This is a genomic window from Mycobacterium sp. (genome assembly GCF_051006775.1).
Taxonomy (GTDB): Bacteria; Actinomycetota; Actinomycetes; order Mycobacteriales; family Mycobacteriaceae; genus Mycobacterium.
On the sequence record NZ_JBPCSX010000057.1, the window covers coordinates 12,910 to 26,646 of the forward strand.

The following is a 13,737-nucleotide window of genomic DNA, read 5'->3' on the forward strand; positions in this document are numbered from 1 at the left end:
GACTGTGCGCCCAGCCATCAAGGTCGGCCTCTCGACAGCATCGGTCTATCCACTGCGGACCGAGGCGGCCTTCGAGAGCGCAGCTGAGCTGGGGTATGACGGCGTCGAGCTGATGGTGTGGGCCGAGGCGGCCAGTCAGGACATCGGCGCCATCGCCCAGATGTCCCGCCGGTACGACATGCCGGTGCTCTCGGTGCACGCTCCCTGCCTGCTGATCTCGCAGCGGGTCTGGGGTTCAGATCCGGTGTCGAAACTCACTCGCAGCGTGCAGGCGGCCGAGCGGCTCGGCGCCCAGACGGTCGTCGTACATCCACCGTTCCGCTGGCAGCGTCGCTACGCCGACGGTTTCAGCGAGCAGGTGGCCTGGCTGGAGGACCGCAGCGACGTGATGGTCGCAGTGGAGAACATGTTCCCGTTCCGCACCGACCGGTTCTTCGGTTCGGGCCAGCCGTCGATCGAGCGGATGCGCCGCCGCGGCGGGCACCCGGGTGTGGGCGTCTCGGCCTTTGCGCCGTCCTACGACCCGCTTGACGGCAACCACGCGCACTACACCCTGGATCTGTCCCATACCGCTACGGCGGGCACCGATGCCCTGGATATGGCGAGCCGGATGGGCTCGGGCCTGGTGCACCTGCACCTGTGTGACGGCAACGGCGCCGCCACCGACGAACATCTGGTGCCGGGCCGAGGAACGCAGCCGACCGCCGAGGTATGCCAGATGCTGGCCGGCAGCGATTTCACCGGTCATGTGGTCCTGGAGGTCACCACCTCAGAGGCGCGGAACAAGGCCGAGCGCGATGAGTTGTTGACCGAGTCGCTACAGTTCGCCCGCACCCACCTGTTGCGCTGAAGGGGCCTGATGACACCACGGTTCGCCGACGCCATGATTCTGCGGCCGATCGATGACCGTCCGGGGGAGTTCGTGGGCAACATCGATTCCAACTGGACCATCGGGCCGAAGGTGCATGGTGGGGTGATGGTCGCCCTGTGCGCCAAGGCTGCGTGTGTTGGATACGGGGAAACCTCAACGGCCGTCCATCCGGTCGCGGTGTCGGCTAATTTTCTTTCGGCTCCGGATCCGGGGCCGCTGCGACTGGTCACCACCGTGCGCAAACGGGGCAGGCGGATTGGTCTGGTGGACGTCGAACTTGTGCAGGGTGAGCGGGCGTGTGTGCATGCGGTGGTCACCCTCGGCGAACCGGAACACCATGTGCAGCCTTTGTTTTCGGCTAATCCGGTCCCGTCCCTGATGAGCGTCGAACCGCCGTCGGAGGTGCTTCCCATCGGCCCGGGACACCCGGCGGCCGAGATCAACAACCTCGCCCGCGGCTGTGACATCCGGCCCCGGGTCGCCGAGTCGATCGCCGAGGGGGAGGCGCCGGCATTTCAGGTCTGGGCTCGCCCGAAGGAGGGTCCGGTCGATGAGTGGTTCGCTCTGATGTGCGGTGACATCTCGTTGCCGGTCCCGTACGCGGTAGGCCGTCGCGGCTGGGCACCCACCGTGCAGCTGACCGCCTACCTGCGCGCGTTACCGGCCGACGGCTGGCTGCGGGTGCTGTGCAGCGCCACCGAGATCGGGCAGGGCTGGTTTGACGAGGATCACACCGTCGTGGACAGCACCGGAAGAATTGTCGTGCAGACAAGGCAGCTCGCCCTGGTCCCGGCTGGGTAGGGTTGGCGACCATGGCCAGAATCGCATTCGTCGGCGGCGGCAACATGGGTGAAGCGCTCCTCGCGGGTCTGCTTCGGGCGGGCCGTTCGGCCAAGGACATGGTGGTCGCCGAGCGGATGCCTGAGCGTGCCGACTACCTCGCCCGGACCCACGGCGTGCAGATAGCGCCGGTCGCCGACGCGGTGGAGAACGCCGCCTTCGTGATCGTCGCGGTCAAACCCGGCGACGTCGAATCAGCGGTGGTCGAGATCGCCGGAACCGCATCACGAGCCGAGGGCAACGCCGTCGAGCAGGTCGTGGTCAGCGTGGTCGCCGGCGTCACCGCGGCGTTTTACGAGTCACGGTTGCCGGCTGGATCGCCGGTGGTGCGGGTGATGCCCAATGCCCCGGCGTTGGTCGGTGCCGGCATCAGCGCCCTTTCTGCCGGCCGATTCGCCTCCGATGAGCACATCGCTGCGGCCGCCGAGATCTTCGAGAGCGTCGGCAGCACGCTGATCGTCTCGGAGCAGCAGATCGACGCCGTCACCGCGGTGTCGGGCTCGGGCCCGGCGTATTTCTTCCTCTTTCTCGAGGCGCTGATCGACGCCGGTGTCGCTCTCGGATTGAGCCGGGCGGTGGCCACCGATCTCGCGGTTCAGACCATGGCCGGCTCCGCGGCGATGCTGCTGGACCGTTTTGAGGCCGAAGATACCCAGGCCACCCGATCGGCGGGTCGGCCCGATACCACTGCCGCCCAGCTGCGGGCTCTGGTCACCTCACCCGGCGGGACGACCGCCGCTGGCCTGCGCGAACTGGAGCGGGGAGGCCTTCGGGCCGCCGTCGCCGCCGCCGTAGACGCCGCAAAAACACGCTCTGAGCAGCTCGGAATTACATCAGAGTAGTTCTGCAATTCTCTAAGGGATTACCAAACACCCGTCGCAACAACCCCATCAGCCACGCTATTCTCCTCGTGGATGCGCAGGAGGGTTCCAGCGGTGGGGAAGCCGCTGGAACCACCTACGCCTGACCGGATTGGGTTGCGATGACTTCTATGAACGGGCGGGACTCCGCTGGCGGTAAGTCGGCACGGGAGACCGGTGCCGCCGAGGGCCAGCCGAGAACGCAGTTTCTCACCGTCGCCGAGGTGGCCGCCCTGATGCGGGTCAGCAAGATGACGGTGTACCGCCTGGTTCACAACGGAGAGCTGCCCGCCGTGCGCGTCGGCCGCTCGTTCCGGGTGCATGCCAAGGCCGTGCATGACCTGCTCGAGACCTCGTACTTCGACGCTGGTTAACCTGCCGATCAACGGTTGGCGTGCAGCATCCGTCGCAGCCGTTTTCCGTTCCGACCCCCCACTTGGGTAGGGTTAGGCGGGAAATCACGGCGATCACAGCTAGGTAGCGGAGTTCATGGGTTCAGTCATTAAGAAGCGGCGTAAGCGGATGTCCAAGAAGAAGCACCGCAAGCTGCTGCGTCGTACCCGGGTTCAGCGCAGAAAACTCGGCAAGTAGCCGATACGCTGGCCGCATGGATCACGGCGGCCAGGGCACCGATACGCCGCACTACCCGAAGGTGGTGCTGGTCACCGGTGCATGCCGTTTCCTCGGTGGCTATCTCACCGCACGGCTCGCGCAGAATCCCCTGATCAATCAGGTCATTGCCGTTGATGCCATCGCGCCGAGCAAGGATCTGCAACGCCGGATGGGGCGTGCCGAGTTCGTCCGGGCCGACATCCGGAACCCGTTCATCGCAAAGGTCATTCGCAACAGCGACGTCGATACTGTGGTGCATGCCGCGGCCGCGTCCTACGCGCCGCGTTCGGGTGGCGGCGCCACCCTCAAGGAACTCAACGTGCTCGGTGCCATGCAGTTGTTCGCGGCCTGCCAGAAGGCACCGTCCGTACGCCGGGTGGTGCTGAAGTCCACTTCCGAGGTGTACGGCTCCCACCCGCATGATCCGGTGATGTTCACCGAGGACAGCAGCAGTCGCCGTCCACCTGGGAACGGGTTCGCCCGCGACAGCATCGATATTGAGGGCTATGCCCGCGGACTCGGCCGGCGGCGGCCCGATATCGCGGTCACGATCCTGCGGCTCGCCAACATGATCGGCCCGGCCATGGACACCACGCTCGCGCGATATCTGTCCGGACCGGTGGTGCCCACCGTGTTCGGCCACGACGCCCGCCTGCAACTGCTACATGAGCAGGACGCACTCGGCGCACTGGAGCGCGCCACCATGGCCGGTCGGGCCGGCACCTTCAACATCGGCGCCGACGGGATCATCATGATGTCGCAGGCGGTCCGGCGGGCTGGGCGGCTGGGGTTGCCGGTGCCGACCTTCGGGATGCGCGGGGCGGACTCGCTGCGCAAGGCGACGACCAGTAGCGAGCTCAACGCCGAACAGCTGGCGTACCTGAGCTACGGGCGGGTTATGGACACCACCCGGATGCGAGCCGAGCTGGGATTCGAGCCGAAGTGGACGACCATGGAGGCTTTCGACGATTTCGTACGCGGGCGGGGTCTGTCACCGATTATCGACCCGAACTGGGTAGTGTCGGCGCAAAGACGCGCGACGGTTCTGGCCGAGCGCGTCGATCGCTGGGGAGGGCGGTGACGATGGCGGGGGATTCCAAGGCGAAAGTCATCCCACTGCATGGCGATTCACGCGCCAGGGCGCGGGCTTCTCAGCGAGCTGCCGCCCCTCGTCGGCATCCGTCGTCAGCGGGGTCCGCGGAGCAGATCGAGGCTGTCATCCGGGAGTTCGAGCAGCGCCGCACGGATACGGCGGAGCCGGCCGCCAGTGAACTGGTCGCCCGGATCGCGACCGCGGCGGACTTCCTGCGCAAACGACTGGCCGGCGATTACGCCGTCGACGAGTTCGGTTTCGACCCGCAGTACAACGAGGCCGTCGTGCTGCCGGTATTGCGGTTCTTCTTCGAGAAGTGGTTCCGGGTCGATGTCACCGGCATCGAGAATGTGCCAGCCGAAGGTGCGGCTCTGATCGTGTCCAACCACGCGGGCACGCTGCCGTTCGACGGTCTGATGCTCTCGGTGGCCGTGCACGATCATCACCCTGCGCATCGGGATGTGCGACTGCTGGCCGCCGACATGGTCTTCGACATGCCGGTATTCGGATCGGTCGCCCGCAAGGCCGGGCACACCATGGCCTGCAATGCCGATGCCAACCGGTTGCTCGGCAGCGGTGAGCTCACGGCTGTGTTCCCGGAGGGCTACAAGGGGCTGGGCAAGAACTTCCGCGACCGCTACAAATTGCAGCGGTTCGGTCGGGGCGGCTTCGTCTCGGCGGCACTGCGGGCCAAGGCGCCCATCATCCCGTGTTCGATCGTCGGATCGGAGGAGATCTACCCGATGCTCGCCGACGTCAAACTGCTGGCCCGGGTGCTCGGTGTGCCGTACTTCCCGGTCACCCCATTATTTCCGCTGGCCGGTCCGCTGGGCCTTGTGCCGCTGCCGTCCAAGTGGCATATCGCGTTCGGTACACCGATCGAGACCGCTGATTTCGACGAGAACGCCGCCGACGACCCGATGATCACCTTCGAGGTGACAGATAATGTGCGCGAAACCATTCAGCAGACGCTCTTCCAGTTGCTGGGCAAGCGCCGCAACACATTTCTGGGCTAGTTCGCCCGACGGCTAATTCTTTCGGCCCATCGCTGCTGCGGCGATGGCGGCGATCTGGGCGTTGTCTTCTTCGCCGGCCGACTCACCGAGCATGGTCACCAGGGTTGTGACCACGGGCTTGCCGTTCTCATCGGTGATCTCGGTCCGCAGCGTGGAGATGACTGCACCGTGCGACTCGATCACATCCTCCAGCCAGGAGTCGAAGAACAGTTTGTCGCCGGCGCAGATCGCGCGGTGGTAGGTGATCTTCTGGTCGCGATGGATCACCCGGGCCAGGTTGATGCCGACGTCGAAGTTACGGAAGATCTCCAGCTGTACCTGTCGGCCGGGGATGGCGATGAACGTCAACGGTGCGACGACGTCCGCGTAACCGGCCGCCTTGGCGGCCTCCTCGCTGAAGTGCAGCAGGTCGTCGGACTGGATCGCCATCGCGTATTCCCGGATCTTCTCTCGCCCGACCAGGTAGTAGTCGGGGTAGCGGAAGTGAGTTCCGATGATGTCGCTGGCGAAGGACATGGTCGTTGACTTTATCAGCGTCGCTCAGTCGTGTTCGTGACGGCGGGATGCGGCTGCGGCAAGCGCACCACCGACGGCACCCAGTGCCAGAGCCGACGGGACGCCGATCTTGGCCGCCTTGCGAGCGGTACGGAAATCCCTGGTCTCCCAACCGCGTTCGCGCGCCACGTCGCGCAAATCCGAATCCGGGTTGATCGCCACCGCGGTGCCGACGAGTGACAGCATCGGTACGTCGTTGATGCTGTCGGAATATGCGGTGCAGCGCTTGAGATTAAGGCCCTCGCGCACCGCCAGCGCCCGGACCGCGTGCGCCTTGCCCAGGCCGTGCAGGATGTCGCCCACCAGCCGGCCGGTGAAGACGCCGTCGACGGATTCGGCGACGGTGCCCAGCGCCCCGGTCAGGCCCAGCCGTCTGGCGATCACCTCGGCCAGTTCGTACGGGGTGGCGGTGACCAGCCAGACCTGCTGCCCGGCGTCGAGGTGCATCTGTGTCAGCGCCCGGGTGCCCGGCCAGATTTTGCCCGCGATGAACTCGTCGTAGATCTCCTCGCCGAGAGAATTCAGCTCCTCGACGGACCGGCCTTCGATGAAGGCCAGCGCCTTGCGGCGCCCCTCGGCGACATCATCGCTGTTCTCCTTGCCGGTCAGCTGGAATTTGGCCTGCGCGTAGATGAACTTCCACACGTCGCCGTAGCGGAAGTACTTGCGTGCGGCCAGACCGCGACCGAAGTGCACCAGCGAGGATCCCTGGACCAGGGTGTTATCGACATCGAAAAACGCCGCCGCGGTGAGGTCAAGGGGTGGGGCAGCTGTGTCGGCGGGACCAGCGGCGGGGGCGCCGGGCTCGAGCCGGGCCGCGCCGGCCAGACCCTCGACTGCCCGCTGCGCGCTCGCCTCGCCTGCCGCACGGTCGGACGACTTGTGGTCGGCCGCGCTGTCCTCGGAGGCCATGAGCACAGCCTATCGGGGGATGGGAGACTTCACGGGTGACGAGCCGAGGAGCCCCAGCGGCTGGTGGTGCGGCGCGGCCCCGGGTGGAACTGCTGACCCGGGCGGGCTGCGGCATCTGTCGGCGGGTGCACGATCGGCTGGCTGACTTGGCCGTTGAACTGGACTTCGAGCTGTCCAGCACCGACGTCGACGAGGCGGCTGCGGCGGGTGAATCCGGCCTTAGGGCCCAGTACGGCGACCGTTTGCCGGTGGTGCTGCTCGACGGCCGCGAACACAGCTACTGGGACCTCGACGAACAGCGGCTGCGGACAGATATCGCAGGCCGGTGAATTTGGCGCTGGACCTGCGAAACGCCTACCGTTACGAGTAAGTTCCACTTCCTGAACTCTGTTCACATCCGTTAAGGGAGCCGGCCAGGTGATCGTGCTGTGAGTGTCCTGTTGTTCGGGGTGTCTCACCGCAGTGCACCGGTGTCGGTGCTCGAACAGTTGTCCACCGACGAATCGGACCAACTCAAGCTCGTGCAGCAGGTCCTGCAATCGCCGTTGGTCACCGAGGCGATGATCCTGTCGACCTGCAACCGGGTCGAGGTCTACGCAGTGGTCGACGCCTTCCACGGCGGCCTGCAGGCCATCGGTCAGGTGCTTGCTGAGCACTCCGGTCTGTCGATGGGCGATCTCACCAAGCACGCCTACGTCCGGTACAGCGAGGCCGCGGTCGAGCATCTGTTCGCGGTGGCCAGCGGGCTCGACAGCGCGGTGGTGGGTGAGGCCCAGGTGCTGGGTCAGGTGCGCCGCGCCTACGCCACCGCCGAGACCAACCGCACGGTGGGGCGGGTTCTGCACGATCTGGCCCAGCGCGCGCTGGCGGTCGGCAAGCGGGTGCACTCGGAGACCTCGATCGATGCCGCGGGAGCCAGTGTGGTGTCGGTGGCCCTGCATGTGGCGGCCGAACGGCTGTACCGCCCCGAAGTCGGACCCTCCTACACCGCGCTGGCTGGACGCACCGCCACCGTGATCGGCGCCGGCTCCATGGGCAGTCTGGCGGCTGCGCATCTCGTCCGGGCCGGGGTGAGCCATGTCAACGTCGTCAACCGGTCGTTGCCCCGGGCCCGGCGACTGGCCGATAACCTCGCCGAACAGGGCGTCGGCACCCGCGCGATGACCCTCGACGAGCTTCCGTCCGCGTTGACCGGCGCCGACCTGGTGATCAGCTGCACCGGCGCGGTGCGGCCGGTGGTGTCGCTGGCCGACGTTCACCATGCACTGGCCAACGTGCAGCGCAACGAGCTCACCGAACCGGTGGTCTTCTGCGACCTGGGCATGCCCCGCGATATCGATCCCGCCGTCTCCGGCCTGCCTGGCGTCTGGGTGATCGACATGGAGCGGCTGCAGCGCGAGCCCTCGGCCCGGGCAGCCGCCTCCGACGCCGATGCCGCCCGCCAGATCGTTGCGGCGGAAGTGGCCGACTACCTGCTCAGCCAGCGGATGGCCGAAGTGACCCCGACGGTGACAGCTCTGCGTCAGCGGGCCGCCGAGGTGGTTGAGGCCGAGTTGTTGCGGCTGGATAACCGGATGCCCGGTCTGGACGCCGACCAGCGTGACGAGGTCGCGCGCACCGTGCGGCGCGTGGTCGACAAACTTCTGCACGCCCCCACCGTCCGGATCAAGCAACTGGCCGGCGCCCCCGGCGGAGACACCTACGCCGAGGCGTTGCGGGAGCTCTTCGAGCTCGATCCGCACGCCGTCGATGCGGTCGCCGCCGGCGAGATCGCCTCGGCGGCAACGGAACCCGGCGCTTGATCCGAATCGGAACCCGGGGCAGCCTGTTGGCGACCACCCAGGCCGGCACCATCCGGGACGAACTGATCGCGCGCGGTAGCGCAGCTGAACTGGTGATCATCAGCACCGAGGGGGACCGGTCGGCCAAGCCGGTCGCCGAGATCGGCGTCGGGGTGTTCACCGCCGCTTTGCGTGAGGCGATCGCGGACGGCCGGGTCGATATGGCGGTGCATTCCTACAAAGACCTGCCGACCGCGCCGGACGAACGGTTCGTCATCGCTGCGATACCGCCCCGGCAGGACCCGCGCGACGCACTGGTGGCGCGCGACGGCCTGGTGCTGGGCGAATTGCCGGCCGGCTCGGTGATCGGCACTTCATCGGTCCGCAGGGGGGCGCAGCTTAGAGCACTGGGTCTGGGTTTGGAAATCCGCCCCCTACGAGGCAACCTAGACACCAGGTTGAACAGGGTAAGTAGCGGTGATCTCGACGCCATCGTGGTCGCCCGGGCGGGCTTGGCCCGTATCGGACGACTCGGCGATGTCACTGAGACGCTGGAGCCGGTGCAGATGCTGCCGGCACCGGCTCAAGGTGCGCTCGCGGTGGAATGCCGTGCGGGTGATTCCGGGCTTGCGGGGCTGCTGGCGGGGTTCGATGACCCCGACACCCGCGCCGCGGTCACCGCTGAACGGGCCCTGTTGGCCGAACTGGAGGCGGGTTGTTCCGCACCGGTGGGCGCGATCGCGGAGGTGGTCGAGTCCATCGATGACGATGGCCGCGTCTTCTTAGAGCTGTCGCTGCGCGCATGCGTGGCGGCGGTGGACGGATCCGACGTGATCCGTGCGTCGGGTATCGGCACTCCCGACCGCGCTGCGGAGCTTGGGCTCTCGGTCGCGGCGGAGTTGTTCGAACTCGGTGCGCGCGAGGTCATGGCGCACGGTAGAGCGGGAGAGAGATGACGGGTCACTCGGGTGCGCGAGGGCGCAAGGCGAAGCCGGGACGCATCACGTTCGTCGGCTCGGGTCCTGGCGATCCGGGCCTGCTGACGACGCGCGCCCGGACCGTCCTGGCCAACGCCGCGCTGGTGTTCACCGATCCTGACGTCCCCGACGCGGTGCTCAAGCTGGTTGGTGTCGATCTGCCGCCCGCGGTGGGCCCGGCCCCGGCACCGAACGTCGCTGCGGCCGACGGTGTGGCGGTCTCGGAGCCGTCGGTGGTTGCCGTCGGTGCCGACATCCGGCCCGCCCTCGGTGAACCGGCCGAAGTGGCCAAGATTCTGGTGGCCGAGGCCAAGACCGGAGCCGATGTGGTCCGCCTGGTCGCCGGCGATCCGCTGTCGGTCGACGCTGTCACCGCCGAGGTCAACGCCGTCACCCGCAGCCACCTCACCTTCGAGATCGTCCCAGGACTGCCCGCCACAGTCGCGGTGCCGAGCTACGCGGGCCTGCCGCTGGGTTCCACCCACACCGTCGCCGATGTGCGCGGTGAGGTTGACTGGTCAGCGCTGGCCGCCGCACCGGGTCCACTGATCCTGACTGCGACCGCATCGCATCTGCCCGAGGCCGCCCGCGCGCTCATCGAGCACGGGCTGGCCGAAGGCACCCCGTGCGTCGTCACCGCCCAGGGCACCACCTGCTCGCAGCGTTCGCTGGAGTCCACTCTCGGCGGTCTGACCGATCGCAACGCGCTGGGCGCAGCCGACCCGGCGGGCCCGATGGCCGGTGCGGTGGTTGTCACCATCGGCCGCACAGTGAGCAACCGCGCCAAACTGAACTGGTGGGAGAGCCGCGCCCTGTACGGCTGGACGGTGCTGGTGCCCCGAACCAAGGAGCAGGCCGGCGAAATGAGCGAGCGGCTGACCGCTCACGGCGCCACGCCGATCGAGGTGCCGACCATCGCCGTCGAGCCGCCACGCAGCCCGGCCCAGATGGAGCGGGCCGTCAAGGGACTCGTCGACGGCCGTTTCCAGTGGGTGGTGTTCACCTCGACCAATGCGGTGCGCGCGGTGTGGGAGAAATTCGGCGAATTCGGTGTGGATGCCCGCGCGTTCTCCGGGGTGAAGATCGCCTGTGTCGGGGAGTCGACCGCCGACCGGGTGCGCGCGTTCGGGATCAGCCCTGAACTGGTTCCCTCCGGTGAGCAGTCCTCGCTGGGTCTGCTCGACGAGTTCCCCGAGTACGACAGCATTTTCGATCCGGTCAACCGGGTGCTGCTGCCGCGTGCCGACATCGCCACCGAGACACTCGCCGAGGGTCTGCGTGAACGAGGCTGGGAGATCGAGGACGTCACGGCTTACCGCACGGTGCGCGCCGCACCGCCGCCGGCCGATACCCGCGAGATGATCAAGACCGGCGGCTTCGACGCGGTCTGCTTCACCTCGAGTTCGACGGTGCGCAATCTGGTCGGCATCGCAGGCAAGCCGCATGCGCGCACCATCGTCGCGTGTATCGGTCCCAAGACCGCCGAGACTGCTGCCGAGTTCGGACTGCGGGTCGACGTGCAACCGGAGACGGCGGCCGTCGGACCGCTTGTCGACGCACTGGCCGAGCATGCGGCCCGGTTGCGCGCCGAGGGTGCGCTCCCGCCGCCGCGCAAGAAGAGCCGGCGTCGGTAGCGGCCGAAGTCTCATCAACGTCGATGTCCTTCCCGAGGCAGCGCCCCCGTCGGCTCCGGTCCACACCGGCCCTGCGTCGTTTGGTGGCTGAAACCTCTCTGGAGCCAAGGCACCTGGTGTTGCCGATGTTCGTCGCCGACGGCATCGCCGATCCGCGGCCGATCTCGTCGATGCCCGACGTCGTACAGCACACCCGCGACTCCCTGCGCAGAGCTGCCGCTGATGCCGTCGCGGCGGGTGTGGGCGGACTGATGCTGTTCGGCGTTCCGCGCGATGAGGACAAGGACGCCACCGGGTCATCCGGCGTGCGTCCGGACGGGATACTCAACGCCGCCCTGGGTGATCTTGCCCGCGACCTGGGTGACGCCACCGTTCTGATGGCCGACACCTGTCTCGACGAGTTCACCGACCATGGGCACTGCGGAATCGTCGACTCCCGCGGTCGGGTCGACAACGACGCCACCAACGCCCAATACGTCAAGCTGGCTGTGGCACAGGCGGAATCAGGCGCACACGTGGTCGGACCCAGCGGGATGATGGACGGGCAGGTGGCCGCCATCCGTGACGGCCTGGACGCAGCCGGGTTCGGCGATGTGGTGATCCTGGCCTACGCCGCGAAATTCGCTTCGGCGTTCTACGGACCGTTCCGGGAGGCGGTGGCTTCCAGCCTGAGCGGCGACCGACGCACCTATCAGCAGGACGGCGGCAACGCGCGGGAAGCGCTGCGCGAGATCGTCCTGGACATCGATGAGGGCGCCGACATCGTCATGGTCAAGCCTGCGATGCCCTACCTGGACATCGTCCGCGCCGCCGCCGAGATCTCCCCGGTGCCTGTCGCGGCCTATCAGGTGTCCGGTGAGTACGCGATGATCAGCGCCGCCGCGGCAAACGGCTGGCTCGACAGGCGGGCCACCATCCTGGAATCGCTCACCGGGATACGGCGCGCCGGCGCGGATATCGTTCTGACCTACTGGGCGGCCGAGGCCGCGGGCTGGCTGGCGTGACGCGCCCGGCGGACGTCGACACCGGGTTTTGGCTCTGGCTGGCCGCTCTGCCCCTGCTGATGATCGGGCAGATCTCAGAAAGCTTCATCGCGCCGGTGCAGGGTGACAGGAAGATGGTCGTCATCACCACCTCGTTCCTCACTGTCGGCCTGGGAATCGTGGTGCTGTCCCTACTGCTCCTGATGCGCGTGGGGCACCGCTGGACCCGCACCATGCTGACTGTCGGCGGGGTGGCCACCATCGTCTACACCGCCGTCACCGTGTTCGGTGTGGTCCGGGACCCGGTACCGGCGGTTATCTATGCGGTGACCGGGATCATCGGGTCGGTGCTCATCGGCGGGGGTATCTACCTGCTGCATCGGCCCGATTCGCACACGTTCTTCACCCGCTGAATAGGCTGAGTCGCATGACAGCGCCCCAATCGCGTCCCGGTGCGGTCACCGCGGCCTTCTGGCTGCTGGTGGTCGGCGGGGTCTTGCTGGTTGTCGGCGGGCTGCTCGCCGCGGCGGTGAGCTTCGACACGCTTCGGCAGGCGGCAGGGGCATCGGTGTCGGATCAGTCCATCCGCGACTATCTGCGGTTGTACCGCGGCGCCGGAATACTGTTTGCCCTCGCCGGCGCCGCACTGGTGTTCTTCGCCGCGCGCATCCGCACGCCGGATCCGCGCTCGCGGCGGGCCACCGTAACCCTGGGCCTCACCATCGTCGTCCTGGTGGCGGTGGCCGCGGTATTCGCGGGGACTCACGTCCTCGCTCTGCTCAGCTTGCTTCCGGTTGTCGTCGGCACCCTGCTACTGGGTCGGCCGGCGTCGGTGGACTGGTTCACGGGACGGACGGATATTGATGTCTGACGAGGTGTTATTCCACGAGAATGGCGCCAGCTGGCGCTGGCTGCTGCTGGGTCCGATTGCGGCGCTGGCCATGTTGTACATCCAGCACGGGGCCGGGCTCGGATTCAAGCCGGTGGTGCCGCTGTTCTTCCTGGTGTTGCTCTCCGGCGTGCTCTACGTCCAGGTCAACGCGGCACGACTGCACACCAGCGTCGAACTCACCGCGGACAACCTCCGGGAGGGAACTGAGGTGCTGCCGCTCTCGGAGATCGTCCTTGTGTATCCGGAAACACCGAATGCGCCCAAGTCCGGCAAGGATCCCTATCCGTGGCAGGAAGCCCGCAGTATCGGCGAGCTCAATGGTGTCCCCAAGGGCCGCAAGGGTATCGGACTCAAGCTGACCGGAGGTCGCACCGCCCAGGCCTGGGCACGTGATGACGAAGCGCTGCGCGCTGCATTGACTCGACTTGTGGCCGATCGATGAAGCGCGGCCGGCACGTTCTGCAGTTAGCCGCGGCCGCCATCGCCGCCGCCGGTGCCGTGTTCGTCTGGCTGGCGGTGAAGAGTCTGGTCGATGTGGCCCCGGTAGCAGAAGGTCAGCCGGCCACCGTCTCGGTGGTCTACGACCCGCCGTTGATGATGCTGTCCTGGCTGCTCGGTACTACGGCGGGGGTGCTGACCGTTCTGGGATTGGCGGGGTTGCGGCGGCGACGCCGCCCCCTTGATTCATATACCCCCTAGGGGTATAGTCGG

The 13,737-nt window shown here is 67.3% G+C and carries 18 protein-coding genes; 16 read left to right on the forward strand and 2 right to left on the reverse strand.

The window, feature by feature from the left end:
- The first annotated feature begins 4 nt into the window (after nt 1-4).
- The 7 genes from ACR2JI_RS04235 to ACR2JI_RS04265 all read left to right on the forward strand — a co-directional run bounded on the left by ACR2JI_RS04235 (nt 5) and on the right by ACR2JI_RS04265 (nt 5,292).
- A complete protein-coding gene (locus ACR2JI_RS04235; protein WP_526388362.1) occupies nt 5-850 on the forward strand; it encodes a sugar phosphate isomerase/epimerase family protein in 846 nt (281 codons plus the stop codon).
- A gap of 9 nt (nt 851-859) precedes the next feature.
- Complete coding sequence (locus ACR2JI_RS04240) at nt 860-1,672, forward strand: acyl-CoA thioesterase (protein WP_526388364.1); 813 nt, start codon at nt 860-862, stop codon at nt 1,670-1,672.
- A gap of 11 nt (nt 1,673-1,683) precedes the next feature.
- Nucleotides 1,684-2,553: a pyrroline-5-carboxylate reductase gene (gene proC, locus ACR2JI_RS04245; RefSeq protein WP_526388366.1), complete on the forward strand. Its 870-nt coding sequence runs from the start codon at nt 1,684-1,686 to the stop codon at nt 2,551-2,553.
- Between the two features lie 140 nt (nt 2,554-2,693).
- On the forward strand, nt 2,694-2,945 hold the full coding sequence (locus tag ACR2JI_RS04250) for a cell division/environmental response transcriptional regulator (RefSeq protein ID WP_524922621.1): 252 nt from the start codon (nt 2,694-2,696) through the stop codon (nt 2,943-2,945).
- Between the two features lie 115 nt (nt 2,946-3,060).
- Nucleotides 3,061-3,162, forward strand: a complete 102-nt coding sequence (locus tag ACR2JI_RS04255) for a 30S ribosomal protein bS22 (RefSeq protein ID WP_003402602.1) — start codon at nt 3,061-3,063, stop codon at nt 3,160-3,162.
- A gap of 16 nt (nt 3,163-3,178) precedes the next feature.
- A complete protein-coding gene (locus ACR2JI_RS04260) occupies nt 3,179-4,264 on the forward strand; it encodes an SDR family oxidoreductase (protein WP_526388369.1) in 1,086 nt (361 codons plus the stop codon).
- 2 nt (nt 4,265-4,266) lie between these two features.
- Nucleotides 4,267-5,292 carry a lysophospholipid acyltransferase family protein gene (locus tag ACR2JI_RS04265; protein ID WP_526388371.1) on the forward strand — a complete coding sequence of 342 codons (1,026 nt, stop codon included), beginning with the start codon at nt 4,267-4,269 and terminating at the stop codon, nt 5,290-5,292.
- A gap of 12 nt (nt 5,293-5,304) precedes the next feature.
- On the opposite strand, the gene ACR2JI_RS04270 is transcribed toward ACR2JI_RS04265, so the two are convergent.
- A complete protein-coding gene (locus ACR2JI_RS04270) occupies nt 5,305-5,808 on the reverse strand; it encodes an FAS1-like dehydratase domain-containing protein (RefSeq protein WP_526388373.1) in 504 nt (167 codons plus the stop codon).
- Between the two features lie 24 nt (nt 5,809-5,832).
- Entirely contained in the window at nt 5,833-6,759 is a 927-nt protein-coding gene (locus ACR2JI_RS04275; protein WP_526388375.1) for an HAD family hydrolase, read from the reverse strand.
- A 35-nt stretch (nt 6,760-6,794) separates the two neighbouring features.
- Here ACR2JI_RS04275 and ACR2JI_RS04280 point away from each other — a divergent pair, with 35 nt between their 5' ends.
- The 9 genes from ACR2JI_RS04280 to ACR2JI_RS04320 all read left to right on the forward strand — a co-directional run bounded on the left by ACR2JI_RS04280 (nt 6,795) and on the right by ACR2JI_RS04320 (nt 13,725).
- A complete protein-coding gene (locus tag ACR2JI_RS04280; protein WP_526388377.1) occupies nt 6,795-7,088 on the forward strand; it encodes a glutaredoxin family protein in 294 nt (97 codons plus the stop codon).
- A gap of 99 nt (nt 7,089-7,187) precedes the next feature.
- Nucleotides 7,188-8,561 carry a glutamyl-tRNA reductase gene (locus ACR2JI_RS04285; RefSeq protein WP_526388379.1) on the forward strand — a complete coding sequence of 458 codons (1,374 nt, stop codon included), beginning with the start codon at nt 7,188-7,190 and terminating at the stop codon, nt 8,559-8,561.
- Nucleotides 8,558-9,496, forward strand: coding sequence for a hydroxymethylbilane synthase (hemC, locus tag ACR2JI_RS04290; RefSeq protein ID WP_526388381.1), 939 nt, complete (start codon nt 8,558-8,560; stop codon nt 9,494-9,496). Before ACR2JI_RS04285 ends, hemC begins: the two co-directional genes overlap by 4 nt.
- Nucleotides 9,493-11,151: a bifunctional uroporphyrinogen-III C-methyltransferase/uroporphyrinogen-III synthase gene (locus ACR2JI_RS04295; RefSeq protein ID WP_526388383.1), complete on the forward strand. Its 1,659-nt coding sequence runs from the start codon at nt 9,493-9,495 to the stop codon at nt 11,149-11,151. The genes hemC and ACR2JI_RS04295 overlap by 4 nt, the downstream gene beginning before the upstream one ends.
- A 23-nt stretch (nt 11,152-11,174) precedes the next feature.
- Nucleotides 11,175-12,155: a porphobilinogen synthase gene (gene hemB / locus ACR2JI_RS04300; RefSeq protein ID WP_526388385.1), complete on the forward strand. Its 981-nt coding sequence runs from the start codon at nt 11,175-11,177 to the stop codon at nt 12,153-12,155.
- Nucleotides 12,152-12,547 (forward strand): hypothetical protein, encoded by a 396-nt coding sequence (locus ACR2JI_RS04305; protein WP_526388387.1) that lies wholly within the window; start codon nt 12,152-12,154, stop codon nt 12,545-12,547. The genes hemB and ACR2JI_RS04305 overlap by 4 nt, the downstream gene beginning before the upstream one ends.
- Before the next feature lie 14 nt (nt 12,548-12,561).
- Nucleotides 12,562-13,005, forward strand: coding sequence for a hypothetical protein (locus ACR2JI_RS04310; protein ID WP_526388389.1), 444 nt, complete (start codon nt 12,562-12,564; stop codon nt 13,003-13,005).
- On the forward strand, nt 12,998-13,468 hold the full coding sequence (gene mce1N / locus ACR2JI_RS04315) for a transport-regulating membrane protein Mce1N (protein ID WP_526388391.1): 471 nt from the start codon (nt 12,998-13,000) through the stop codon (nt 13,466-13,468). The genes ACR2JI_RS04310 and mce1N overlap by 8 nt, the downstream gene beginning before the upstream one ends.
- Nucleotides 13,465-13,725 carry a hypothetical protein gene (locus tag ACR2JI_RS04320; protein WP_526388393.1) on the forward strand — a complete coding sequence of 87 codons (261 nt, stop codon included), beginning with the start codon at nt 13,465-13,467 and terminating at the stop codon, nt 13,723-13,725. Before mce1N ends, ACR2JI_RS04320 begins: the two co-directional genes overlap by 4 nt.
- Nucleotides 13,726-13,737 lie beyond the last annotated feature (12 nt).

Coding starts and splice junctions, on each gene's coding strand:
- hemB (WP_526388385.1), top strand. CDS start 11,175: ATGTCCTTCCCGAGGCAGCGCCCCCGTCGGCTCCGGTCCACACCGGCC.
- ACR2JI_RS04275 (WP_526388375.1), bottom strand. CDS start 6,759: ATGGCCTCCGAGGACAGCGCGGCCGACCACAAGTCGTCCGACCGTGCG.
- ACR2JI_RS04270 (WP_526388373.1), bottom strand. CDS start 5,808: ATGTCCTTCGCCAGCGACATCATCGGAACTCACTTCCGCTACCCCGAC.
- ACR2JI_RS04255 (WP_003402602.1), top strand. CDS start 3,061: ATGGGTTCAGTCATTAAGAAGCGGCGTAAGCGGATGTCCAAGAAGAAG.
- ACR2JI_RS04320 (WP_526388393.1), top strand. CDS start 13,465: ATGAAGCGCGGCCGGCACGTTCTGCAGTTAGCCGCGGCCGCCATCGCC.
- proC (WP_526388366.1), top strand. CDS start 1,684: ATGGCCAGAATCGCATTCGTCGGCGGCGGCAACATGGGTGAAGCGCTC.
- ACR2JI_RS04310 (WP_526388389.1), top strand. CDS start 12,562: ATGACAGCGCCCCAATCGCGTCCCGGTGCGGTCACCGCGGCCTTCTGG.
- ACR2JI_RS04250 (WP_524922621.1), top strand. CDS start 2,694: ATGACTTCTATGAACGGGCGGGACTCCGCTGGCGGTAAGTCGGCACGG.
- ACR2JI_RS04295 (WP_526388383.1), top strand. CDS start 9,493: ATGACGGGTCACTCGGGTGCGCGAGGGCGCAAGGCGAAGCCGGGACGC.
- ACR2JI_RS04260 (WP_526388369.1), top strand. CDS start 3,179: ATGGATCACGGCGGCCAGGGCACCGATACGCCGCACTACCCGAAGGTG.
- mce1N (WP_526388391.1), top strand. CDS start 12,998: ATGTCTGACGAGGTGTTATTCCACGAGAATGGCGCCAGCTGGCGCTGG.
- ACR2JI_RS04240 (WP_526388364.1), top strand. CDS start 860: ATGACACCACGGTTCGCCGACGCCATGATTCTGCGGCCGATCGATGAC.
- ACR2JI_RS04265 (WP_526388371.1), top strand. CDS start 4,267: ATGGCGGGGGATTCCAAGGCGAAAGTCATCCCACTGCATGGCGATTCA.